Below are 24,274 nucleotides of genomic sequence, written 5' to 3'. Positions count from 1 at the left end.
CGGAAACGGACCTCCGGGCAGCTGTTCAATCTGCTTCGGAGGTCCGCCTACGGACTGAAGCGGACGGTCATGGCGCCAGCGTCGCGGCTCAAAAACCGTACATCGCGATCATGATCCCAAAGGCAAGGGTGAACAGGACGCCGGCCGCGGTCGGCGCGGTCACGATCAGGGCGGCCAGGATCGGATGGCGATTCCGCCAGGCCAGCGCCGCCGCCGAGACCGCGATCACCGGCAACGCCACGAAAGAAGCCAATGTGAGCCGCGCTTCTGCGTCGACGCCGAGCCCGTTGCGGACGACGGACGGCAGCGTCTCGAGCCATCCCAGCATCCAGCACCCGGCCACGGCGAGAGTCGCGCCGCGCAGCTCGTGCCGCATGGCAAGCACGAAGGCCACCGCGGCGGCCGCGAGCTGGAGTGCACCTGCGGCGGGAACGATCCAACGCTCGATCCCCGTATAGAGGTTCGGCACCCCGAAGAACGGCAGCAGCAGCGCAGACAGTCCGAAATAGGTCGCCAGCACGGCCGACAGGATGAGAAGCGGCCGAGCCGCCCTGCTGAAGAACGAGCTACCGCCGGGTTCGACGTTCGCCAACGTTGCCTCGCTCGGTCTCAAGCACCGCCCCGCCGCAAGGCTGCGGCTCGAGCGCTTTCGCCTGGCCGCTATTGTACGGCCCGTCTCCAGATAACGGCCAACGCCTGCGCCTGCCAAGCCGCGCGAAGGGATGCCCGACGCCCCCGGTCGAGGTCCCTCGAACCACCGCGAAGGGGGCAGTCATTCCTGCAACGATACGTCCTTGCCCGGCGCAAGAATCCGCAGCCCGGCCTTTGCAACCGGCATTGCGACGCCTATCTCGCCACTTTCATCGGAGCAAGACCATGCGGCTCGCGATCCTGCCTGCTCTCGCGCTCAGCCTTCTCGCCACCAGCCCCGCTCGCGCCGAGCCGCTGAAGCCGGAGCGCAAGATCGAGGCGACCTCCGATTTCGCCGGCAAGAAGCGCAAGGCTGCCAAGGACATCAGCGGCATCGCCTGCCGCCCGCCAGCCGGCGGCGACTATCGCTGCCTCCTGATCAATGACGAGAACAAGGCCGCCCAGTTCGCGACGGTGAAGCAGGGCACGATCACGCCCGGCCCCAGCCTGCCATTGATCAAGGGCAGCGCCCCCACTGGCGCAAGCGGACGCCAGCCGGCGATCGGCTGCCCCAAGCAGGGCGATTTCGAGGATTTCGACGGCGAGGGCGTCGCATTCGCAGATCGCCATTTCTACGTCGTCGGCTCGCACGGCTGCTCGCGGCGCAGCGGCGAATACCGCCCTTCCTCCTTCCTGCTGGCCCGGATCGCGGCCGGCAATGGCGAGCCCGGCACGCCCGAATTGAGCTGGCGCGTCGCCGATCTGCTCGGCGCCGCCGGCGATGTCGCTCCCTTTGTCGGCAAGGCGCTCGACGAAACGAGCAACGGGCTCAATATCGAGGGCCTCGCGGTGGTCGGCGACCGGCTCTGGCTCGGCCTGCGCGCGCCCTCGCTGGGTGGCCGCGCCTTCCTCGTCGGCGGGAGTGTCGCCGACTTGTTCAAGCCGGGCAGCGAGCCGACGACGGCCAGGCCGCAGCTCCTCGCCTTCGCGGCCGGAGCGCAGCGCGGCGTGCGTGATCTCGCCCCGCTCGCCGATGGCCGCCTGCTTGTCCTCGTCGGTCCGGCGCAGGAGCAGGACGTGCCCTATGCGATCCTGCTGCTCGACCCGGCCGATCCCGCCGCCGTCCGCGAGCTCGGCCAGTTGCGCCCACGCGAGGACGCCAAGGCGGAAGCGCTGACAGTGCTCGCGCAGGAGCGTGACGAATTGCGCGTCCTCGTCGGCTATGACAGCGAGAAGAATGGCGGTTTCGAGGAATACCGGCTCAAGTTGCGCTGATTCTGTAGAGCGGGCCGCAAATACCGTAACTTTGTTGGTTATCTGATTACCGAACGTAAATGACCCCGCAGTATATCGGGCATCACTGCTGCACTGTTTCTCTCGAGGCTGGGGCATGATGAGGACGATAATCGCGTCTACCGTTGTCGGGCTGCTTGCCGGTTCCACTGGTTTCGCCGCCGACCTTCCTTCCCGCACGTCGATTATCGCGCCGCCGATCGTACCGGCCTTCACCTGGACGGGCTTCTATGTCGGCGCCAATGCCGGCTATTCGTGGAACGAGAGCAAGACGCATTACAGCTACGCTCTCAGCAACCCTGCCGACTTTGCCGAGTTCAACGCGCTCGGCTTGGTGCCGCAGCGTCTCGGCCGCAATGCCGATGGTTTCATCGGTGGCGGGCAGATCGGCTACAATTATCAGATCGGCCAGGTCGTCCTCGGCGTCGAGGCCGATCTCCAATATCTCGATGCGCGCCAGAGCGCCGGCCACTCGATCACGCTGCAGGATGCCAACGGCAGCAACGCCACCGTCTTCACCGGCACGCGCTCCCGCCTCGACTGGCTCGGCACGGTACGAGCCCGCGCCGGCTACGCCTTCAACCGCACCCTGCTCTATGCCACCGGCGGTCTCGCCTACGGCCGCAGCGCGAGCAACTCCTTCATCACGTCGATCGGCGTCGACGACGATGGTCCATTCGCCGGCCTCTGGAGCGGCTCGAAGAGCGGCACCAGGCTCGGCTGGACGGTCGGCGCCGGCGTCGAATACGCCATCACCGACAATCTGACCGTCAAGGCCGAATACCTCTACTACGATCTCGGACGGGCGAAGTATCAGATCGCCGGCGTCTCGACCGATCCCGATGACGAGTTCCTTGGCGCCACTGTCCGCCGCGACACCAAGGGCAGCATCGTCCGTGCCGGCCTGAACTGGAAGTTCTCGACTTTCTGATCGCTGGACTTGGTCATCGCGGCGGCCGACCATCCGGCGCGATGACGATTCTCACAGCCTTCCTCGAACGCCTCGATTCCGCGGTCTCCCGCTATCTCGTTGAGGTCGCTGGGCCGCGCGAGCGCCTCGCCTTGCTGCGCTGGCAGATCGGCGAGCGCCATGCCCTCGACCGGCGCGAGACCATGCCGGGCCACGCCACTACCAGCGCCTTCGTGCTCTCGCCCGATCATACGCAGGTGCTGCTGATCGACCATGTCGTGATCGGCCGCTGGCTCCAGCCCGGCGGGCATTACGAGCCGGCCGCGAGCTTCCATGACTCGGCCCTGCGCGAGGCGGTGGAGGAGACCGGCGTCGCTAGCCCCATCCTGCATCCCTGGCATCGCGGCGGCGATCTGCCTTTCGCCATCGACAGCCATGAGGTGCCGGGCAATCCACGTCGCGGCGAGCCGCCGCATATCCATCACGACCTGCAATATCTCTTCATCGCCGATCCGGCCTTGCCGCTGATCGCCCAGGAAGAGGAAGTCCACGCCGCCGCCTGGAAGCCCATCGCGGCTCTGGCAGAGATCGCGCCGGTGGCGTTCGCACGGCTGCGCACCGTGGACCTGCCCGGCTGAACCGGCAGCGGCTGTTGCACCGCAGCAACAATACGCTGCTATAGCGCGGCGACCAAAGAGTCCATGTTGCAACTCATTCGCATTTGCGTAGGGTGAGTGCATCAACAGGATCACCAGCCATGCTGAAGCCCGTCACCATCGCTCTCGCCGCCGCGAGCCTGCTCTCGCCTGCCTTCGCCGCCGACCTGCCTTCACGAAAGGGCGCCCCGGCCGCGCCGCCGGTGCTCTCGGCCTGCAGCGAAAGCGAGGGCATTCCGACCGATGCTTTCGGCTTCACCACCGGCTCGGACGTCGCCGATCCCGGCTCTTTCGGCGCCAGCCTGACCTATAATGGCGGCTTCGGCGTCCGCGATGGCCGCCAGGCGGCGCATGGCCTGCAGCTCCAGGGCTCCTACGGGCTCTTCCCCTGCTTCGAGGTCGGCCCCTACCTCCTTGGCGGCTACACCGACGCCACCATCGCCGGCGCCAAGGCCGACAGCCGCAGCGCCGGTGCCGGCGTCGAGATGAAGTACCGCCTGCTCGGCCGCGATCTGCACGGCATCGGCCTCACCGTCATCGTCGACCCCAGCTTCAACCGCACCGACCCGACCGGCGCCGGCAACTTCACCACCTACAATACCGGCCTGCGCATTTTCGCCGACAAGACGCTGGTTCCCGGCAAGCTCTATGCCGCGCTCAACCTCTCGCACGACCTGACCTGGACCGGCCCGAGCCCCTATCTGCGCTCCTCGACCTTCACGGTCGGCGGCTCGCTCGCCTGGCAAGTGCTCGACGGGCTCTATCTCAGCGGCGAAGTGCGCCATCAGCGCCGCAACAACGAGCTCGGCTTCGGCAAGGAGGCCGGCTACGCCACCTTCGCCGGCCCCGGCATCTTCTGGCAGGCGAACAAGCAGCTCGCCATCTCGGCCGCCTACAACATCCAGATCGCCGGCAAGGCCAAGGGTGTGCCGGGCGATCTCGACGTCACCAATTTCAGCCAGCATCTGCTGAAGGTGAAGGCAGCCTACAGCTTCTGAGGCTCACGCCTCTTCGAGCGGGCACTCCAGCCGCTCGCCGGCGAGGACAGCCTCGATCCTGCGCTCGTAAGGGACGGGGTCGAGCCCGCGTTCGGCCAGCCAGCCGGCGTCGTAATAGGTCCTGAGATAGCGCTCGCCGGAATCGCAGATCAGCGTGACCAGCGAGCCCTGCTCGCCCTTTGCGCGCATCGCATCGGCGAGCCAGCACAAAGCGAAGAAATTGGTCCCGGTCGAGCCGCCGACGCGGCGGCCAAGCCGGCGCGAGAGCACGTTCATCGCCGCAATCGAGGCCGCATCCGGCACTCGCACCATCCCGTCGATCACGCCGCGGACGAAGGAGGGCTCGACCCGCGGCCGCCCGATCCCCTCGATCAGCGACGGCCGCTCGCAGCGGCAATCGGCATCGGCGGTGCGGTAGCCGTCGAAGAAGGCGGAGTGCTCGACATCGGCGACGCAGAGCCGGGTGGCATGGCGCTTGTAGCGCAGATAGCGCCCGAGCGTCGCCGAGGTGCCGCCCGTGCCGGCGCTCATCACCATCCAGGCCGGCACCGGATGAGGCTCCTTGCCCATCTGCTGGAAGATCGATTCCGCGATGTTATTGTTGCCGCGCCAGTCCGTCGCCCGTTCGGCGAAGGTGAACTGATCCATGTAGTGGCCGCCGACCTTGCGGGCGAGCGCCTCGGCCTCGGCGTAGAGCGTGCGGCCGTCGTCGATGAAATGGCAGGTGCCACCGTGATGCTCGATCGCGGCGACCTTCTCGGCCGAGGTCGAGCGCGGCATCACCGCATAGAAGGGCACGCCGATCATCCGGGCGAAATAGGCTTCCGACACCGCCGTCGAGCCGGATGAGGCTTCGATCACCGGCGTATCCTGCCGGATATGGCCATTGCACAGCGCATAGAGGAAGAGCGAGCGCGCCAGCCGATGCTTCAGGCTCCCCGTCGGATGGGTCGATTCATCCTTGAGATAGATGTCGATGCCCGCAAGAGCCGGGCTGTCGAGCTTGAAGAGGTGGGTGTCGGCCGAACGATGCTGGTCGGCTTCGAGCGCGGCGATGGCGCGGTCGGTCCAGTCACGCGAGCAGGGTTTCCGGACAGAAGGGGAAAGCTCGGCATCCATAGGAAGGGCCTGTGCGCAAGGGGAGATAGGCCATTATGCGCAAGCCCGCTTCCGGGGCCAGCGTCGAACCGTCCTTGCGACGGCTGGCCATCCCATCCTACTCCGGCACCGGCTGGCCGACGGTCGCACTCGCCTCGGATTCTGCTGCGGCCGGCTGCTGTCGCCGGCTGCCCGCGCCGGCCCGGTTGATCGTCTCGACGGCATCGGCCGCGAGCTTCTCCAACAGATCGCGCTCGCGCTGGTCGAGGCTGCGTGCTTCTGCATCAAGAATACAGAGCGCTCCCAGGACGAAGCCGTCGGAGGAGCGCAGCGGCGCGCCGGCATAGAAGCGCAGACCCCAGCTCTTGGCGACAGGGTTATCGGTGAAGCGCGCATCGCGCTCGGTATCGGCGACGACCAGCGTCTCGCCGCCGGCCACGACATGGTCGCAGATTGCCGCCCGGCGCGGCAGGGTTGGGCGGCCGGCCTCGTCCCGGCCAAAGCCGGACAAGTCCTTGCTGCCACCGATGACGATCTCCTGCTCGGCGTCGATCGCCGAGATCATCGCGACGTCGACGTCGAAGGCATCAGCCGCGCGCTTGGCGATCGCATCGAGATCATCGCGCAGCGCCTCGTCGAGAAAGCCCGTGCCATGGAGTGCCGCCACGCGCTCGGCATCGTTGGCCGGCGTCTCCGCTCCCGCCGGCGCGCCCGCCATCTCAGGCAAAAGGCGCCGGACCCGGCCGACCGCTTCCTCGATCGAGGCCGCGATCTCGTCGGCTCCGATATCCTTGCCGGCCTCGCTCGCCAGCTTCTCGGGCGACACCGTCCAGAGCACCACGACGATCTTCAGCTCCGGCCAGCGCTGTCGCAGCCGCCGACAGAACTGCCGGGCGGCGCTGTCGGGCTCGCCGCTGAAATAGTTGAGACAGACGAGCGGCACTCCGTCGAGATCGAGCCTGGCGACCGAGCCCGTCGTGACATGGGCGATCCTGCGCGCCTGCGCTGGAATGCCTTCGAGATCGAGCGCATGGGCCAGCATCTGCGCGGCGATCGCATCGATCTCCCATTTGCCGCCGATGCAGACCACCTTCGGGGCCGAACGGGCTACCGCCACGGCCGGGTGCTCCTCGCGCAACTCCTCGAGCAGCGCCTCCATTCCCTCGGCGACGCGCAGCCGATGCGCCGCGGTCGCCTGACGGCCGTAATCGTCGCTGGCGAGGCGCAGCACCGCAATGCCGACGCTGTCATAGAAGGGCACCACCGAAAGCGTCTCGATCTCGCCCTCCGCGATCTCGATGGCTTCGTCGGCATCGCCGGCGAGCAGGCGCTGGTAGATGCGCTCGGCCGGGCTGAGCACCGGCACCGAGCCGAGCAGGGTGTCGAGGAACTGCAATTGCGGCAGCGTCTTGCCGAGCACCAGCAGGCAAACCGTCAGCGGCGTCGACAGGATCAGGCCGACCGGGCCCCAGAGCGCGGTCCAGAAGGTCGCGGCGGCGATCAGCGAGATCGCCGAGAGCCCGGTGCTGGTGCCGTAGAGCATCGGCTCGACGATATTGTTGCTGACGAGCTCGAGCCCCGCGATCAGCGCGAGCGTCCACAGCAGCATGTGCCAGCCGGGGTCGACCGCGAAGGCCAGCGCCAAGGGGAAGACAGCGGAAATCAGCGCGCCGAGATAGGGCACGAAGCGCAGGACTGCCGCGACGACGCCCCAGAGCAGTGCGCCCGGCACGCCGATCAGCCACAGGCCGAGCGCCAGCGGAATGGCGAAGCTGGTGTTCACCACGAGCTGCATCAGGAGGTAGCGGCTGATCCGCCGGCCGGCATCCTCGATCGCATCGGTCGAGCGGTGCAGGTTGCCGCCGAGGATGCGCAGCAGCCGGTCGCGCAGGTCGGTCCGGTCGAGCAGCGCCAGCACCACGAAGACGAGAACGATGCCGGCCGTCGCCAGCGGTTCGAGCACACGGCCGAGCCAGACCAGCGCGACCTGCAGCTGGGTGCCCGGCGCAGCCACGACCTCGACCCGCTGCGCCTGCGTGCCCTGCACCGCCTCCACCTCCTTCTGAAGCGAGGCGATCGCGTTCAACGCGCTGTCGAGCATTCCGGGCGCCTTGAACTGCGCCTTGAGATCGTCGAGCTTGCCGTGGATGGTCAATTGATAGGTCGGCAGTTGTTCGCCGAGCGAACGGAGCTGTGTTCCCAGCACGAGGAAGAGGCTGGCGAGCAGGACGAGTACGATGGTCATCACCGCCGCGATCGCGATCACCTTGGGCAGCCCGCGCCGGCGCAGCCACACCACCGGGGGATTGAGCGCGAAGCCGATCAGGAAGGCGAAGGCGAGCGGGATCAGGATGTCCTGGCCATAGTAGAGCGCCGCGATGATCACTGCCGCCGAAACGAGCGCCGCCGCCACCCTGACGATGTCGGCGCCCCCGAGATCGCCCGCGCCGATGCCGCCTGCCTCCGGCTGGGCTGCTCTTCGGCTCGGAGCCGGTGTCGTTGTCATGGCGAAGCCCCCCGGCCCCTATTGGGTCGCCTTAAGAACGTGAGACGGACCGCCCGGTTCCGCCTGCGCCCCACGCCGCATTGCGAACCGCAAGCTCCAAGCGGTAAGACGAAACGATCTTCAACCATTGGTGTCGGCGATGACGCGGGAAGAAGCCGGAAACGGCGCATCGGACAAGGCCGGGATGATCTGCCGGGCGCTGCGCCGTGCGATCATCGAGCGCGCGCTCGAACCCGGTGCGACCTTGCCGGAAGACGCGCTCGGCGAACGCTTCGGCGTCAGCCGCACCCTCGCGCGCCATGCGCTCGCCCAGCTCGCCGCCGAAGGGCTGGTCGAGCTGCGCCGCAACCGCACTGCCGTGGTGGCGACGCCGAGCTGGCAGGAGGCGCGCGACACCTTCGACATCCGTATCGAGCTGGAACGCCTGGTCGTGCGCCAGCTCGCGGGGCGGCTGAGCAAGGCGCAGCTTGCGACCCTGCGCACCCATGTCGATGCCGAGGACGCGGCGCGCGGCGGCCCCGATGCGATCTCGATCCGGCTCGCCACCGAATTCCACATCCTGCTCGCCGAGATGACGGAGAGCCCGATCCTCGTCCGCTATGTCGGCGAACTCGCCTATCGCTGCTGCCTGATCCTGTCGCTCTACAGCCGGCCGCATTCCTCGGAATGCGGCATCAACGAGCACCGCCTGCTGATCGATGCGCTCGCAAGCGGCGACACTGGAAAAGTCACGAGCCTGATGCACCACCATCTCGACTCGGTGGCGGAACGCGCGCTGGTGGCGGAGGCCAAGCCGCGCGGGCGCGATATCATGGCGATCCTCGCACCCTATGCGCAGGCGCCGGAACCGGCTGCGAAGACCGCACGCAAGCGGTCGCTCAAGGCCGCCGAATAGCCTCGCACGAGGGCCGGCGGGCGCATTGACCCCGCCGCATTTCCGCCCTACTCGTGAACGCGACGGTTCCCTCACGGGATCAAAAGGGAACGCAGTGCGGATGGCCTGGCCATCTCATGCTGCGGCTGCCCCCGCAACTGTAAGCGGCGAGCCTTTCGCCATACGCCACTGGGACCTCGGCCCTGGGAAGGCGGCGAAGGGCAGCGACCCGCGAGCCAGGAGACCTGCCGTCAGCCGTGGTCACACGCGAACACATCGGCCGGGGTGCGCTGATGGGTGGTAGAACTGCGCGCACCCGGTTCCGGGAGCGGGTGGGGACATCTCGTTCGCGGTGACGTGCCACTGACGTTACCGCCGAGGTTTCCCGTGATCCGCTTGCCAAGCCCCGCCAGGAGCGGGCGTTCGCCCCTTGCCCTCTCTTTGCTTGCCGCTTCGACCCTGCTGATATCGCCCTCTGCACTGGCGCAGTCGGGCGAGAAGCCGATCGCGCTCGACGAGATCGTCATCAGCCCGACCGGCGTGCCGACCCCGGCCCGGGAGATCGCCAGCGCCGTCACCGTCGTGACCGCTCAGGAGATCGAGCGCCAGCAGCGCCGCACCCTGCCGCAGGCGCTCGCCGCCGTGCCCGGCCTCAACATCGTCCAGACCGGTGGTCCGGGCGGGCTGACCTCGGTGTTCATGCGCGGCACCAACTCGAACCACGTCAAGGTGCTGATCGACGGCATCGAGGTGAACGATCCCTCGACGCCGAACCGCTCCTTCGATTTCGGCCAGATGCTGACCACCGACATCGAGCGGATCGAGGTGCTGCGTGGCCCGCAGAGCGGCCTTTACGGCGCCAATGCGCTGGGCGGCGTCATCTCGATCACCAGCAAGCGCGGCGAGGGTCCGCCCAAGGTGACAGGATCGGTCGAGGCCGGCTCCTACGGCACCTTCAACCAGAGCGTCGGGCTGAGCGGCGGCAATGATCGCTTCGACTACGCCTTCAATGTCAGCCATTTCCGTGCGGATTCGACGCCGGTGACGCCGCCGAACCTGGTTCCCGCCGGCCGCCGGCGCAACCCGAATTCCTATGACAACTGGAGCTATTCCGCCCGCCTCGGCGCTCGCCTGACCGACACGCTGAGCGTCAACTGGGTCGGCCGTTATATCGACGGGCAATTGCTCTTCACCAACGATTCCGGCTTCCCGAGCCTGCCGAACAGCTTCCGAAACAGCCAGAACTATCGCCAGGCCTTCACCCGCGGCGAGGTCGTCTGGGACCCGCTGGGCGGCCAGTTCGTCAACCGCTTCGGCGTCTCCTACAGCAACCAGGACCGCTCGGACCGCCGGCCGAACGCCGCAGGCATCCTCGGCCTGCCGACCGAGAACCTCGGCGAGCGCATCAAATACGACTGGCGCGGCGACCTGAAGCTCACCCAGAGCCAGACACTGGTAATGGGTCTGCAATATGAGAACGAGCGCTTCGACACGCCCAACAAGACCGTCTCGAACGGCAACAAGGGCGCCTTCGTCGAATTACAGTCGAACTGGACCGACCGCTTCTTCACCGTCGCCAATATCCGCTATGACAGCGACGACAAGTTCGGCGGCCATACTACCTATCGGATCGCACCGGTCTTCATCGTGCCAGGCACCGACACCAAGCTGAAAGCGAGCTACGGCACCGGCTTCAAGGCGCCGACGCTGAGCGAGCGCTTCAGCGATTCCCGCCCGGCCTTCAACTTCTACGGCAATCCGAATCTCAAGCCGGAGGAGAGCCGTGGCTGGGACGCCGGTTTCGAACAGCCGCTACTGAACGGGCGGATCAATGTCGGCGCGACATACTTCCACAACGACATCGACAACCTGATCCTGACCAACGCCGCGCGGACCTCCTATACGAACATCGGCCGCGCCACGACCAAGGGCGTCGAGGCCTTCGCCGCACTGGAGCTGACGCCGCAGTTCAGGATCCGCGCCGACTACACCTTCACCCTCGCCAAGGACGAGACCGCGCATCAGGAGCTGCTGCGCCGGCCGCGCCACAAGGCGAGTGTCACCGCGAGCTGGATGCCGATCGAGAAGCTGACGCTCTCGGCGACGCTGATCTATGTCGGCGAGCGCATGGACGGGAACCGCGACTTCTCGATCTCGCGGATGCGCGCGCCCGGCGCCGCCATCGTCAACCTCGCCGCCGACTACAAGGTCGACGACAAGCTCACCGTGTTCGGCCGCGTCGATAACCTGTTCGACAAGCGCTACGAGAATCCGGTCGGCTTCCTGGTGCCGGGCCTCAGCGCCTTCGGCGGCATCCGGGTGAGCATGTGATGCGACGGGCCGCCCTCGCGCTCGGCCTCTGGCTGGCGATGGCCGGCGGCCTCGTCCTCGCGGACGATGTGTCGGCGAAGCCACAGCGCATCGTCTCGCTCAACATGTGCACTGACGAGCTGGTGCTGCGGCTCGCATCCCCCAAGCACATCGCCTCGGTGACCTGGCTGTCGCAGGATCCGCGCAACGCCAACATGGCCGCGCGCGCCCTGACGATCCCGGCCAATCACGGACTGGTCGAGGAGGTACTGGCCCACAAGCCCGATCTCGTCATCGCCGGCGCCTATACGACGCGCGCGACCGTCGCGCTGCTGAAGCGCGTCGGCGTGGCGGTCCGCGAGTTCGGCGTCCCGGGGAACCTTGCCGAGATGCGCCAGCAAATCCGCGACATGGCGAACCTCCTCGGCGAGCAGCAGAATGGCGAAGAACTGATCGCCGGTATCGACGCCCGGCTCGCGGCGCTAGCGGCCCGCCCTCGCCCGGCCCAGCCGCGCGCCATCGTGCTGCGCCCGAACGGCTTCACCACCGGGCGCGGCTCGCTCGTCGACGAGATCCTGACGGCGGCGGGGCTGGCCAACCTCGCTGCCAAGCTCGGTATCGACAATTACGGCCAGATCGCACTCGAGACTGTCGCGCTCGGCAAGGCCGATATCCTGATCCTCAACACCACCCCGGACGGGCCGCCCTCGCTCGCGCACGAGATCCTGCATCACCCGGTGCTCGCCCGGCTCGGCGACCGGCTGAAGCTCGTCGCCCTGCCCTCGAAGCTCTGGACCTGCGCCGGCCCGGCGGTGATCGACGCGATCGAATTGCTGCTCGACGCTGCTGCGCCGACATCAGCCGGAAAACGCCCATGAGCAGCGCAGCCCTGCCCTCCTCCCTGTCCGATCGGCTATCCTATTGGCGGCTCGTCGCTTTGCTGGCCGCCGCGACGCTCGCCATGGCCGTGCTCTCGCTCGCCGTCGGCTACGCCCGGCTCGACCTTTTCGCCGCACTCGGCGACTGGCTCGCCGGGCGGCAGAGCCTGCCGGCGCTCGTGCTCGTCGAACTGCGCCTGCCGCGCGCCATCCTCGGCGCGCTCGTCGGCTTCAGCCTCGGGCTGGCAGGCGCGGCGATGCAGGGGCTGCTGCGCAACCCGCTGGCCGAGCCCGGCATCGTCGGCATCTCCAGCGCCGCCGCCTTCGGCGCCGTCACCATGTTCTATTCCGGTTTCGCCGGCGCCTTCGCGCTCGCCTTGCCGCTCGGCGGCATCGCCGGGGCGCTGCTCGCAGTCCTCTTGCTCTTCGCCCTCAACGGCCGCGGCGCCGGCACGATGACGCTGATCCTCGCCGGCGTCGCGATCAACAGCTTCGCCGGGGCGATGACCTCGCTCGCCCTCAACCTCGCGCCCAACCCCTATGCCGCGCTGGAGATCGTGTTCTGGCTGATGGGCTCGCTCGCCGACCGCAGCCTGATCCATGTCTGGCTGGTGCTGCCGCTGATGCTGGTCGGCTGGGCCCTGCTGCTCTCCTGCGCACCGGCGCTGGATGGCCTGACCCTCGGCGAGGACACGGCGCGCAGCCTCGGCTTCGACCTGACCTGGCTGCGGATGCGACTGATCGGCGGGGCGGCGCTCGCCGTCGGCAGCGCCGTCGCGGTCACCGGCGCAATCGGCTTCGTCGGCCTCGTCGTGCCGCATCTCCTGCGCCCGCTGGTCGGCCACAAGCCCGGCCGGCTGCTGCTGGTCAGCGGCTTCGGCGGCGCGATCCTGCTGCTCGCCGCCGACACCGCGCTGCGGCTGATGCCGATCCGGCCCGAGCTCAAGCTCGGCGTCGTCACCGCCCTGATCGGCGCGCCCTTCCTGTTCAGCCTGATCCAGCGCCTGCGGCGGGAGGCGTGATGCGTATCGAAGCGAACGGCATCGCGATCGCCTTCGACGGCAAGCCGATCCTGACCGGGATCGACCTTGCCTTGCGCCCCGGCGAACTCGTCGGCCTGATCGGCGCCAATGGCGCCGGCAAGACCACCCTGCTGCGCATCCTCACCGACCTGCTACCGCCCGCAGCAGGCACGGTGCTCTATGATGGCACGCCCGCAAGAGCGCTGGGACGCAGGACACTGGCACAGCGTCTCGCCTTCCTCGCTCAAGGTGGCAGCGTGCAATGGCAGATGCGGGCGGAAGCCGTGGTTGCGCTCGGGCGCTTGCCGCATCGGCGCGCCTTCGCCGACCTGACCGAGGCTGATCGCGCCGCGATCGCCAACGCCTTCGCCGCCACCGATGCCAGCGCTTTCCGTGAACGCAGCCTGGGTAGCCTCTCCGGCGGCGAGCGCATGCGCGTGTTGCTCGCACGGGCACTCGCGGTCGAAGCGGAGATGCTGCTCGCCGATGAGCCATTGGTCGGACTCGATCCGCGCCATCAGCTCGAGGCGATGGCGCTGTTCAGACGCATCGCTGCAGGCGGAACCGGCGTCGTCGTCGTGCTGCACGATCTCGCGCTGGCCGGACGCTTCTGCGACCGGCTCGTGCTGCTCGATGGCGGACGGATCCTTGCGGACGGCCCCCCGGCTGCCGTGCTCGACGACGGCAATCTCGCCCGCGCCTTCGGCATCGCAGTCGCGCGCGGCGATCGCGACGGCGAACAATTCATCCTGCCCTGGCAGGCCCTGGATACTGGAGAACCCCGCCGATGACGGCAGATGATGTGACCAGCCTGATCCGCCAGGAACTGGCGACCGCAACGACGCAGTGGAATCTCGGCACATTCGGCGCGATCGCCGAATTCCTGCGCGATCCCGGCGAGCCGGTCGATCTGAGCGACGGCCCGGACCGCCTCCTCGCCGTCACCGATCGCGGCGGCATCGGCTTCAATGATCTCTCGCAGGTCAGGCTCTTCGCCTCGGAAACCGCAGTCGGCTCGGGCTGGAGCCATCGCATCGCGCTCTGCCTGCCGGAAGCGGCCTGCGCGATGAACCGGCGCAGCGTCCTCACCGAGCTAGGGCCCGATGAAGCGGCGCTACGGCCGCAGGATCGCGCCGGCATCCTGTTCGACATGGGCCTCGGCACGCTGCAGGTCGACATCTGCATCCGCACCGAAGATCCCGAACTGATTGCGACCCTGCGCTCCGTTGCCGGCAAGAGCCTGTTCGAGCCGGGCAATCCGGCGATGGGGGCGATCGTCACCAAGGGCCCGCATCGCGTCTTCATTAGCCGTGCCGGCCGCTGCGAGGTCTATCAGCCGATCCCGCCGGCCGACGGCAGGAGCCCGGAAGGGCCGCACACCCATGTCCTGCCGCAACTGCTGCGCAACGGCCGCACCCATGCGGCGACCGAGCCGGTCCCGAACGGCTGGGTGCCATTCGCCCATCTCGTGCCCGCCCACCCGCTGAAGGATGCGATGGCCCGGCCGCGGCCCTGGGACGGCGCGGCGCATGAGCGTTTCCAGGCGCTGCTTGCCGCCACCGGCGACCCGGAGCTCACGGCGTTGAAGCAAAAACTCCTCGAAGCAATCCGCTCCGGCTCCGATCCCGCAGGCTTCCGCGAGCCGGCAAACAAATTCGCGCGCCACACCTTGCGTGTCGCACTGCGGCAATTGCGGGCCGGCTCGCCGCTGCCGGGACTGTCCCGCTGGCTCGAGGCTTTCGACAAACAGGAGCCAGCAAGCGAGGACGGAGCCGACGCCTATGGCCATGCCTAGCCGGCAAGGCCCTCCGCTCATCTGGTTGATCGTCTTTCGAATCTGTCGAAGCTAGAAGGAAAGGACCTCGTTCGGACAGGTGTCGGATATGACGTTGCGACTGAGCCGTTTCACCACGCTGATCGTCTGCATTCTGGTCGCACTCGTCACGGTTCCGCTGGCCTTCCGTTACAGCTGGTTCTGGCTGCCGGGCCTGCTGGCGACGGCATTGGCCTTGCTCGGCCTCTGGGACCTCGCCCAGACCGAGCACGCGATCCGGCGCAACTACCCGGTGATCGGCCATATCCGCTGGTTCGCCGAGCTGGTCCGGCCCGAACTGAGGCAATACCTGTTCGAGGCGGACGAGGAGGCGGCGCCGTTCTCGCGTTCGCAGCGCTCTTTAGTCTATCGCCGCGCCAAGAACCTCGCCGGCGATCACCCGTTCGGCACGCTGCTCGACGTCTATCGCGAGGGCTACGAATTCATCGGCCATTCGACCCGGCCGGCGCCGGTCTCCGATCCCGAGAGCTTCCGCATCACCGTCGGCAACGACCAGTGCCGGCAGCCCTATTCGGCTTCCGTCTTCAACATCTCGGCGATGAGCTTCGGCTCGCTCTCGGCCAATGCGATCCGGGCGCTGAACACCGGCGCGCGCCTCGGCCGCTTCAGCCACGATACCGGCGAGGGCAGCATCAGCCCCTATCACCGCGAGGGCGGCGGCGACATCATCTGGGAGCTCGGCAGCGGCTATTTCGGCTGCCGCGACGACAAGGGCCGCTTCGATCCCGGGCGCTTCGCCGAGCAGGCGGTCGCGCCCCAGGTCAAGATGATCGAGATCAAGCTGAGCCAGGGCGCCAAGCCCGGCCATGGCGGCATCCTGCCGGCGCCGAAGGTGACGCCCGAGATCGCCGCGACCCGCGGCGTTCCGGTCGGGCAGGACTGCATCTCGCCCCCAAGCCATAGCGCCTTCTCGACACCGTTGGAGATGATGGCCTTCATCGCGCAACTGCGCGAACTCTCGGGCGGCAAGCCTGTCGGCTTCAAGCTCTGCCTCGGCCACCCCTGGGAGCTCATGGGGATGGTCAAGGCGATGCTGGAGAGCGGCGTCGTGCCCGACTTCATCGTCGTCGACGGCGCCGAGGGCGGCACCGGCGCAGCTCCGGTCGAGTTCAGCGACCATATCGGCCTGCCGATGCGCGAGGGCCTGCTCTTCGTCCACAACGTGCTGGTCGGCGCGGGCCTGCGCGACAAGGTCAAGATCGGTGCCGCCGGACGCATCGTCAGCGCCTTCGACATCGCCAGCGTCCTCGCGATCGGCGCCGACTGGGCCAATGCAGCCCGCGGCTTCATGTTCGCTTTGGGCTGCGTCCAATCCTTGTCCTGCAACACCAACCGCTGCCCGACCGGCGTCGCGACACAGGATGCGGTGCGCCAGCGGGCGCTGGTCGTGCCGGACAAGGCGCAGCGCGTCCATCGCTTCCACGCCAACACGCTGCATGCGCTGGCCGACATGCTCGCCGCCGCCGGCCTGACCCATCCCGAGGAGCTCGGCCCGCACCATCTCGTACGCCGCGTCAGCGCCACCGAGATCCGCCTGTTCTCCGACCTGCACGTCTTCCTGCAGCCCGGCGAATTGCTGACCGGGCTCTGCGAACACGCCTTCTATCGCCGCAACTGGGATCTTGCCCGCACCGACAGCTTCGACAGGATGACGTAAACGAGGTTACTCCACGGCCAAGGGTAAGGCGGGCGCGATTCACCTTTTGAAAGGAAATCGGGGCTCCATGCGAAGCCGTCATATGCTGCGAGTCACAAGGCCGTAGCTTTCCCTCAAGAAAATGCCGAGTATCGGCACGTGATTTGGATAGCTCGCTGCGGCCCGTCGATCAGGCGAAGCGAGATGGCGATGGGAGTATCGGATGTCTGAGCGGTCTTGGATGGCGCAGGTCAAGCGGATCCCGGCAGCCTCGCGCCTGTCTCCCGCAGCGCTTATGACATGCGTCGCGCTCGGGCTCGGAACGAATGCCCTCGCCCAGCAGCCGGCGCCTACCGCCGTCCCCGTCGGTACCGTGATGGCCGAGAAGCGCGCCATCACCCAGACCGCCGACTTCGTCGGGCGCATCGAGGCCGTCAACCGTGTCGACGTCCGCGCCCGCGTCACTGGCTATCTCGAGGACGTGCTGTTCAAGGACGGCGCGACCGTCACCGAGGGCACGCCACTCTTCCGCATCGAGCGCGCGCCGTTCGAAGCGGCGGTCGAGCAGGCGCAAGGCGTGCTCGAGAAGGCCCAGGGCGCCCTTCAGAACGCCACCGTGCAGCGCCAGCGCGCCGAAGACCTGCTGAAGACCAATGCCGGCTCGGTCGCCATCCGCGACCAGCGTGTCGCCGAGGAGAAGGGCGCGCAGGGCGACGAGACCACCGCCGCCGCCAATCTGAAGACCGCCCAGATCAATCTCGGCTACACCGAGATCAAGGCGCCGATCGCCGGCCGCATCGGCCGCACCAAGGTGACCAAGGGCAATGTCGTCGGCCCCGACAGCGGCGTGCTCGCCCAGATCGTCAGCGACGACCCGATGTATGTCACCTTCCCGGTCAGCCAGCGCGAATTCCTGGCGCTGAAGACGAACCGGCTGCCCGCCGACGGCCAGGCCCCGCTCGTCAGCCTGAAATTCTCGGATGGCTCGACCTATGACCAGAAGGGCCGCGTCGACTTCGTCGACGTCTCCGTCGAGCGCGCCACCGACACCGTGCTGGTGCGCGCCACCCTGTCCAACCCGACCGGCAAGCTCCTCGACGGCACGCTGGTGCGTGTCGGCGTGCAGGCACCTCAGAGCGAAGAAAAGGTGCTGGTGCCCCAATCGGCGCTGATCGCCGACCAGCAGGGCGGCTATGTCTTCGCAGTCGAGGACGGCAAGGCCGTCGCGAAGCGCGTCAAGGTCGGGGCCGAGGCCGGCGCCTATGTCGTCATCGAGCAGGGGCTCGTTGGCAACGAGCAGATCGTCATCCAGGGCCTGCAGAATCTGAGGCCGGGCGTGCCGGTTCTGGCTTCGCCCGTGACCCCGCCGGTCGGCCGGAGCTGAATCGATGCTGAGCTCCGTTTTCGTCGACCGGCCCCGGCTGGCGATCGTCATCGCGCTCGTCACGACGATCGCCGGGCTTCTCTCGCTTTTCGCGATTCCCGTCGCGCAGTATCCCGACATCGTGCCGCCGCAGATCTCGGTGCGGGCTTCCTATCCAGGCGCGTCCGCCGCCGTGGTCGAGCAGACCGTGGCCCAGCCGATCGAGGCCCAGATCGTCGGCACCGACAAGATGCTCTACATGAAGAGCGTCAGCGGCAATGACGGCAGCTATTCCCTGCAGGTCTCGTTCGAGCTCGGCACCAACCCCGACATCAACAACGTCAACGTCAACAACCGCGTCCAGCTTGCTCTCTCGAAGCTGCCGCAGGAGGTCCAGCGCAGCGGCGTCGTCGTCAAGAAGCAGTCCTCTGCCTTGCTCGGCGTCATCGCCGTCTATGCGCCGAAGGGCAATTACGACACGCTCTTCGTCTCGAACTATGTCACGATCAACCTGCTCGACGCGATCAAGTCCACGGCCGGCGTCGGCGACGCCTCGCTCTTCGGCGCACAGGACTACGCCATCCGCGCCTGGGTCCGCACCGACGCCCTGACCGGCCTCAACATCACCACCGGCGACATCATCGCCGCCATCCAGGGCCAGAACGCGCAGGCTGCGGTCGGCCGCATCGGCGCCCGCCCGATCTCCGACGACCAGCAGCTCCAGCTCAATATCCAGACCAAGGGCCGCCTGACCTCGCCGGAAGAGTTCGGCAAGATCGTGCTGCGCACCAATGCCGACGGCTCGGTGCTGCGGCTCTCGGATGTCGCGCGCCTGGAGCTCGGCGCCGCCAATCTCGACCGCGACACCCGCCTGAACGGCGGCCCGGCCGTGCTGATCGGCGTCTACCAGGCGCCGGGCGCCAACGCGCTCACCGCCCTCGACTCCGTCAAGAAGACGATCGGCGACCTCCAGAAGTCCTTCCCGGAAGGTCTCGAATGGAAGGTCACCTACGATCCGACCGCCTTCGTCACCGCCACGATCCACGAGGTCCAGAAGACGCTGATCGAGGCCTTCGTCCTCGTCGTGCTCGTCGTCTACCTGTTCCTCGGCAATCTCCGGGCGACGCTGATCCCGACCATCGCCGTGCCGGTGAGCCTGGTCGGCGCCTTCATCGTGCTCAACGCCATCGGCTATTCCGCCAACACCGTCTCGCTGCTCGCCGTGGTCCTCGCCATCGGCATCGTCGTCGACGACGCGATCGTCGTCATCGAGAACGTCGAGCGCGTGATGGGGGAGCATCCCGAGCTGACGCCGGCCGAGGCGACCAAGCGTGCGATGGGCGAGATCGTCGCCCCGATCATCGCGATCACGCTGGTGCTGCTCTCGGTCTTCGTGCCGGTCGCCTTCATCCCCGGCATCTCCGGCGAGCTCTTCCGGCAGTTCGCCGTCACCGTCGCGGTCGCGATGGTGCTCTCGGCGATCAATGCGCTGACCCTCTCGCCTGCGCTCTGCGCCATCCTGCTCAAGCCACATCACGGACCGCGGCGTGGGCCGATCGGCTATGTCATGCGCGGCATCGACTGGACGCGCGATCGCTATGGTTCGGCCGTGGCGCGGCTCGTGCGCGTCGCCCTCATCAGCCTCGCTCTGACCGCGGCCTTCGGCGCCGGCATCTACGCGATGGGGCGCATCACGCCCACCGGCTTCCTGCCGGAGGACGACCAGGGCGCCTTCTTCGTCGTCGCCCAGTTGCCTGATGGTGCCTCGATCGGGCGGACCTCGACGCTCGCCTCCGAGGTCGAGGGCATCCTGAAGACCGAGACGGCGATCGCGGACTATTCCACGATCATCGGCCTCAACTTCATCGACAATTATTCCCAGCCCAATGCCGGCTTCTTCGTGGTGACGCTGAAGCCGTTCGACCAGCGCACCAGCCCGGAGGATTCGGCCTCGGCCGTCATCGCCCGTCTGGCCCAGAAATTCCGCAGCGTGCGCGACGGCAACGTCGTTCCGGTCGCGCCTCCGCCGATCATCGGCCTCGGCAGCGGCGGCGGCTTCAGCTATGTCCTGATGGACATGGGTTCCTCGGATCCCAAGGCGCTCGGCCAGGCGCTACGCGGCCTCACCGTCGCGGCCAATCAGGACCCGCAATTGCGCCGGGTGTTCTCGACCTTCTCGGATTCGGCACCGTCGATCTATCTCGACATCGACCGTGACAAGGTCCAGATCCTCGGCGTCGCCCTGAGCGACGTCTTCCAGGCGCTCCAGGCCTCGCTCGGCGGCTACTACGTCAACGACATGAACCTGTTCGGCCGCACCTGGCAGGTCCAGGTCCAGGCCGAGGGCACCGACCGCGCCTCGGTCAACGACATCTACCGCATCAATGTCCGCAGCAAGTCCGGCGACATGGTGCCGCTGCGCTCCTTCGTCGAGGCCAAGGTCGTGGTCGGCCCGCAGGCGCTGATCCGCTACAACAACCGCCTGGCGGTGACGCTGCAGGGCTCGCCTGCCCCCGGCGTCTCTTCCGGCCAGGCGCTGAAGGCGATGGAGGCGGTCGCCGCCAAGACCTTGACGTCGGGCTATCGTGGCGAATGGACCGACGTCTCCTTCCAGGAGAAGCGGGCCGAAGGGCAGACGGGGATCATCCTCGCCTTCGCCCTGCTCTTCGCCTATCTCTTCCTGGTCGCGCTCTATGAGAGCTGGACGATCCCCGTGCCCGTGCTGCTCTCGGTCGCAGTCGCCGTGCTCGGTGCCTTCATTGCGATCGTCATCGCCAAGCTGACGCTCGATCTCTACGCCCAGATCGGCATCGTCGTGCTGATCGGCCTCGCCGCCAAGAACGGCATCCTGATCGTCGAGTTCGCCAAGGAGCTGCGCGAGAAGGGGCATCCGCTCCTGCATGCGGCGACGGAGGGTGCACGCCTGCGCTTCCGTCCGGTGATGATGACCTCCTTCGCCTTCATCCTCGGACTGTTGCCGCTTGTCATCGCCGAAGGGCCATCGAAGCTCGCCAGGCGCGATGTCGGCACGCCGGTCTTCGGCGGCATGTTGTTCGCGTCCTTCCTCGGCATTTTCGTGATCCCGGCGCTCTATGTGGTCTTCCAGGGGCTGCGCGAGCGCCTGCGGCCATCGACCCGGCCCAAGGAGGAGCAGGCCTGAACCGGATCCGGACATCGACGGGCCGTCAGGCCGGCCCGTCGATGACGATGCAATCCTGCCCCGCGGCTGCCATGGCCTTCAGCTGAGCCAGCGCGATCGAAAACAACTCTGGACGGGCACCAAAGCGGAACCGGACGAGACGCGGCAGCTGCAGCAGCCGCGCGCCTTCTTCGCTCAGTGCGAGTTCGACATGGTCGAGACGTGCCGCCAGCCGGATCACCTCGCGGCCGTCGCAGGCGAGGTCCTGGTCGGTACGTTCGAGATAGAGCTGGTCTTCGCCCCGTGGCGCTTGGTGGCCGCCGCGCTGATGGCCGCATGCGACATGCAGGATATCCAGCGGATCACGCGCGGACGCAAAGCCCAGCGAGAGCACGAGCAGGTCGCCGTCCTCCGTGAAGACCTCCTCGATATCGAAACCACCCACTCCGCTCTCCAAGTCGGCAGGCCTCCCGTAGACTCGCGGGATTGCCATGGATGCCGAGCCTACGTTCATTGTGACCCTCGAGCGGAAATATCCCGCTGACCTGGTCGATTGGATCTTGCGATGGGGAACGCGCGAAATCCCGGGGGCAGGTTGAAGATCAATGTTCGGCCTCGGCCACACTCGCGGCACGCCCGGCACGCTTCGAACCTGCGACCTCTGCCTTCGAAGGACAGTGCCTCATCCAAAATCCCGCATTGCCGAATGCGGCGGGGATCGGCTCAAGCCCTCGCAAGAAGCTTCGTGATACGATTCTGCCATTCCTCGGCTTCGGAGCGCCCGGAAAAATCGCTCATTTCCACCGCCGGCCATCGGGGCAGGCGCATACGCAAGACGGGAAACGGCCCGTCCTCGCTGTCCCGCATAATCAGCGTCGGCGGCTGGAGGGCCGAAAACGGATAGGTTTCGTGGCGTCGCAGAAGAGGCCCTCGCATCATCCGTGTGGCGCAGCCCGTCGCCGGGTCCAGCCGGAGTTCGGTGGAGCTTGCAAAGGCCAAGAGCACGAAGAAGCTCCCCACGATGACCGGAAACACGATGCAGAGCGCCGCCAACAGCAAGCCCGGCGAAGGCGTTCCCCAATCCGCGTGAATGATGAACGGAGCTGGCACGATGATCGCGATGCCCAGCCCGAGAACCATGCTGAAAAGCCTGAGCGGAAGCGGCAAGCGTCGCTGCGAAAAAATGATCGTTTGTCGGTCATCGATCAACATCGGCAAACGATAGGATGCCTGCGGCTATCTTGCCATAATCATCAGGCCGCCTGCGTCAGCCTCTGAACCAAAGATTGGTCACCACACTCGCGGCACGCCCAACGCGATTCGAACGTGTGACCTTTGCCGGAGGAGAACTGCGCCTCATCAAAATTCCCGCATTGCCGAAGCAGCGGCAATCAGCTCCCCAGCCTGCACGGATTGCGCCCGTAGCTCACCTGGATAGAGCGTTGCCCTTCCAAAGCTGGGAATTATTGTCAGGCGCCGCCAGAATGTATCTTTTGATCACGGCTATAGAGCGCTTGTCTGTGGCGAAGCTTTCTCGCCGGCACGAGCAAATGCCACGACGACGCCACGGTGACGCACGGCGGCACCCGAAGCTGCATTTGGAAGTGCTTGGTTCGACGGTCGGTTGACCGGCCCGCCGAGGGATCCTTCGCGTGCGCTCTGCTGCTTGCGAGGCACCGTCTAACTGCACCCCGCATGCTCGAACCAGCGCTCAGTCGCGCCCTCCAGGGTCGGCCAGGCTGCTTGCATCGCGGCGAAGGCCGGTAGGTTCTTCCGGAACAGCGAGCGTAGCTCCGTCTGAAGCGCCTCAAGATCGATCCCTGTCGGCTGCCCATCGCGCAGGATGCAGTGGCCGTCCACGACGACGTCGCGGACGCAGCTCGCATTGCCGCGTGCGAAGAACAGGTCGAGCGGATCGACGGGCATCAGCGCATCGCGATCGAGCCGATCGAGGTCGATCACCGTGAAATCGGCTGGTGCGCCGGCAACGAGCGCGCCCGGACCTGGCGCGCCGACCGTTCGGCGGCCATTGCATACCGCCAGTTCCAGGAACTCCGCGCGGCTCCAGTTGCGCTTGAAGCCCAGCCCGTCATGCGCAAGCTGGACGAGGCGCATCTCCCGGATGGCATCGTCGTCCTCGTCGAGCGCCGCGCCGTCGACCCCGACAGCGATCGCGCAGCCGCGCCGATGTGCGTCGGCGATCGGCCCCAGGCCGGAATGCAGGTGAAGGTTCGAGCTGAAATTGGTGACGATGATCGCACCAGCCTCCGCGATCAGGTCGAGTTCGTCCGGCCGGGCATGGACGCAGTGGGCCAGTGTCAGGCGCTCCGACAGGAGCCCGATATCCTTTAGGTAGCGCACCATTCCGCCCGGAAAGGTCCGGTCAGCCCACGCACGCTGGTAGATCGTCTCCAGCAGATGCATGTGGATGCGGCGGCCGGTCGCGGCGGAGCGCTCGGCGATGGCCTCGAGCAGCGCAGGCGAGCACCATTGCACCCCGGCCGGGCCATACTGAACGTCGATGAGCGGGCCGGCGATTGCCGAATGAATCTCGTCGAGCAGATCGAGATAGACAGATGGCGGCGACGGCGACCTGACGAACAACTCCTCGATCGGTTGGCGGGCTTCGGCCGGCAAGGCGTCGAGAACCGCGGCGCTGTCGCCATAGACGAGCGGATTCTGATCGCGCACCGCCAACGCAAAGGCGATGCGGATGCCGACATCGCGCGCAGCTCGGGCGATCTGGCGAGCCTCCTCGACAATGGGCATGGTGCCGCTCGGGCGCGTGTAATGGACCATCATGGCGCCGCAGCCAGCGCGCGCGGTCCGCGCGAGAGAGACGGCCGCGGCGAGATACGGATCGGGCGGCGTTCCGAGCGCGGAGCGCAGGATCCAGGTCTCCAGCGGCATGTTCGACGCGCCAAACGAGGTCGCACTCGCGCGCGCATGGTCATGCGCGTTGACCAGCGCGGGGATGATCAGGCGGCGCGGCCCCGCTTGCGCCGGCTGGTCGGGCAGGACGGCGCCGACGACGCCCTCCTCATATCGAAGCGCGGCATTCGCGACGAGGTCCTTGCCGGTGAACAGGCTCGTCGCGAATGCCGTCTTGCTCATGACAAGCCCCGGC

The 24,274-nt window shown here is 67.2% G+C and carries 19 protein-coding genes and 1 riboswitch; of the genes, 13 read left to right on the top strand and 6 right to left on the bottom strand.

Annotated features, from left to right (window positions below):
* Window positions 1-88: 88 nt before the first annotated feature.
* Window positions 89-592, bottom strand: a complete 504-nt coding sequence (locus VGV58_RS15010) for a hypothetical protein (RefSeq protein ID WP_326874806.1) — start codon at window positions 590-592, stop codon at window positions 89-91.
* A 284-nt stretch (window positions 593-876) separates the two neighbouring features.
* Between VGV58_RS15010 and VGV58_RS15005 the strand changes: the two genes are divergently transcribed.
* The 4 genes from VGV58_RS15005 (at window position 877) to VGV58_RS14990 (ending at window position 4,487) form a co-directional block, all read left to right on the top strand.
* Complete coding sequence (locus VGV58_RS15005; protein WP_326874805.1) at window positions 877-1,905, top strand: DUF3616 domain-containing protein; 1,029 nt, start codon at window positions 877-879, stop codon at window positions 1,903-1,905.
* 115 nt (window positions 1,906-2,020) lie between these two features.
* On the top strand, window positions 2,021-2,854 hold the full coding sequence (locus VGV58_RS15000; RefSeq protein WP_326874804.1) for an outer membrane protein: 834 nt from the start codon (window positions 2,021-2,023) through the stop codon (window positions 2,852-2,854).
* A gap of 41 nt (window positions 2,855-2,895) precedes the next feature.
* Window positions 2,896-3,471, top strand: coding sequence for an NUDIX hydrolase (locus VGV58_RS14995; protein ID WP_326874803.1), 576 nt, complete (start codon window positions 2,896-2,898; stop codon window positions 3,469-3,471).
* Window positions 3,472-3,590: 119 nt separating this feature from the next.
* On the top strand, window positions 3,591-4,487 hold the full coding sequence (locus VGV58_RS14990) for a hypothetical protein (RefSeq protein ID WP_326874802.1): 897 nt from the start codon (window positions 3,591-3,593) through the stop codon (window positions 4,485-4,487).
* Window positions 4,488-4,490: 3 nt separating this feature from the next.
* Here the strand turns inward: VGV58_RS14990 and VGV58_RS14985 are convergent, their stop codons facing one another.
* Both VGV58_RS14985 and VGV58_RS14980 read right to left on the bottom strand, forming a co-directional pair.
* Entirely contained in the window at window positions 4,491-5,606 is a 1,116-nt protein-coding gene (locus VGV58_RS14985) for a PLP-dependent cysteine synthase family protein (protein ID WP_326874801.1), read from the bottom strand.
* Window positions 5,607-5,703: 97 nt separating this feature from the next.
* Complete coding sequence (locus VGV58_RS14980) at window positions 5,704-8,091, bottom strand: AI-2E family transporter (protein ID WP_326874800.1); 2,388 nt, start codon at window positions 8,089-8,091, stop codon at window positions 5,704-5,706.
* A 139-nt stretch (window positions 8,092-8,230) separates the two neighbouring features.
* Here VGV58_RS14980 and VGV58_RS14975 point away from each other — a divergent pair, with 139 nt between their 5' ends.
* The 9 genes from VGV58_RS14975 to VGV58_RS14935 all read left to right on the top strand — a co-directional run bounded on the left by VGV58_RS14975 (window position 8,231) and on the right by VGV58_RS14935 (window position 21,168).
* Window positions 8,231-8,986 carry a GntR family transcriptional regulator gene (locus VGV58_RS14975; protein ID WP_326874799.1) on the top strand — a complete coding sequence of 252 codons (756 nt, stop codon included), beginning with the start codon at window positions 8,231-8,233 and terminating at the stop codon, window positions 8,984-8,986.
* 48 nt (window positions 8,987-9,034) lie between these two features.
* Window positions 9,035-9,232, top strand: a riboswitch (cobalamin riboswitch).
* 120 nt (window positions 9,233-9,352) lie between these two features.
* Window positions 9,353-11,296, top strand: a complete 1,944-nt coding sequence (locus VGV58_RS14970) for a TonB-dependent receptor plug domain-containing protein (protein ID WP_326874798.1) — start codon at window positions 9,353-9,355, stop codon at window positions 11,294-11,296.
* Window positions 11,296-12,153: an ABC transporter substrate-binding protein gene (locus VGV58_RS14965; protein WP_326874797.1), complete on the top strand. Its 858-nt coding sequence runs from the start codon at window positions 11,296-11,298 to the stop codon at window positions 12,151-12,153. Before VGV58_RS14970 ends, VGV58_RS14965 begins: the two co-directional genes overlap by 1 nt.
* Entirely contained in the window at window positions 12,150-13,175 is a 1,026-nt protein-coding gene (locus tag VGV58_RS14960; RefSeq protein ID WP_326874796.1) for a FecCD family ABC transporter permease, read from the top strand. Before VGV58_RS14965 ends, VGV58_RS14960 begins: the two co-directional genes overlap by 4 nt.
* Window positions 13,175-13,966: an ABC transporter ATP-binding protein gene (locus VGV58_RS14955; RefSeq protein ID WP_326874795.1), complete on the top strand. Its 792-nt coding sequence runs from the start codon at window positions 13,175-13,177 to the stop codon at window positions 13,964-13,966. The genes VGV58_RS14960 and VGV58_RS14955 overlap by 1 nt, the downstream gene beginning before the upstream one ends.
* The gene (locus VGV58_RS14950) at window positions 13,963-14,970 is read left to right on the top strand and encodes a DUF6925 family protein (RefSeq protein WP_326874794.1); all 1,008 of its coding nucleotides are present in this window, start codon (window positions 13,963-13,965) and stop codon (window positions 14,968-14,970) included. Before VGV58_RS14955 ends, VGV58_RS14950 begins: the two co-directional genes overlap by 4 nt.
* A gap of 88 nt (window positions 14,971-15,058) precedes the next feature.
* Window positions 15,059-16,666 carry an FMN-binding glutamate synthase family protein gene (locus VGV58_RS14945; protein WP_326874793.1) on the top strand — a complete coding sequence of 536 codons (1,608 nt, stop codon included), beginning with the start codon at window positions 15,059-15,061 and terminating at the stop codon, window positions 16,664-16,666.
* A gap of 202 nt (window positions 16,667-16,868) precedes the next feature.
* Window positions 16,869-18,029: an efflux RND transporter periplasmic adaptor subunit gene (locus VGV58_RS14940; RefSeq protein WP_326874792.1), complete on the top strand. Its 1,161-nt coding sequence runs from the start codon at window positions 16,869-16,871 to the stop codon at window positions 18,027-18,029.
* 4 nt (window positions 18,030-18,033) lie between these two features.
* On the top strand, window positions 18,034-21,168 hold the full coding sequence (locus VGV58_RS14935; protein WP_326874790.1) for an efflux RND transporter permease subunit: 3,135 nt from the start codon (window positions 18,034-18,036) through the stop codon (window positions 21,166-21,168).
* Window positions 21,169-21,193: 25 nt separating this feature from the next.
* On the opposite strand, the gene VGV58_RS14930 is transcribed toward VGV58_RS14935, so the two are convergent.
* The 3 genes from VGV58_RS14930 to VGV58_RS14920 all read right to left on the bottom strand — a co-directional run bounded on the left by VGV58_RS14930 (window position 21,194) and on the right by VGV58_RS14920 (window position 24,261).
* Window positions 21,194-21,592, bottom strand: a complete 399-nt coding sequence (locus VGV58_RS14930) for a hypothetical protein (RefSeq protein WP_326874789.1) — start codon at window positions 21,590-21,592, stop codon at window positions 21,194-21,196.
* 278 nt (window positions 21,593-21,870) lie between these two features.
* Complete coding sequence (locus tag VGV58_RS14925; RefSeq protein WP_326874788.1) at window positions 21,871-22,359, bottom strand: hypothetical protein; 489 nt, start codon at window positions 22,357-22,359, stop codon at window positions 21,871-21,873.
* Between the two features lie 468 nt (window positions 22,360-22,827).
* A complete protein-coding gene (locus tag VGV58_RS14920) occupies window positions 22,828-24,261 on the bottom strand; it encodes an amidohydrolase family protein (RefSeq protein ID WP_326874787.1) in 1,434 nt (477 codons plus the stop codon).
* Window positions 24,262-24,274: the final 13 nt, after the last annotated feature.

The sequence above is a fragment of the Allobosea sp. genome (assembly GCF_035944895.1).
GTDB lineage: Bacteria > Pseudomonadota > Alphaproteobacteria > Rhizobiales > Beijerinckiaceae > Allobosea.
This window is presented reverse-complemented; position numbering and strand designations above follow the sequence as displayed.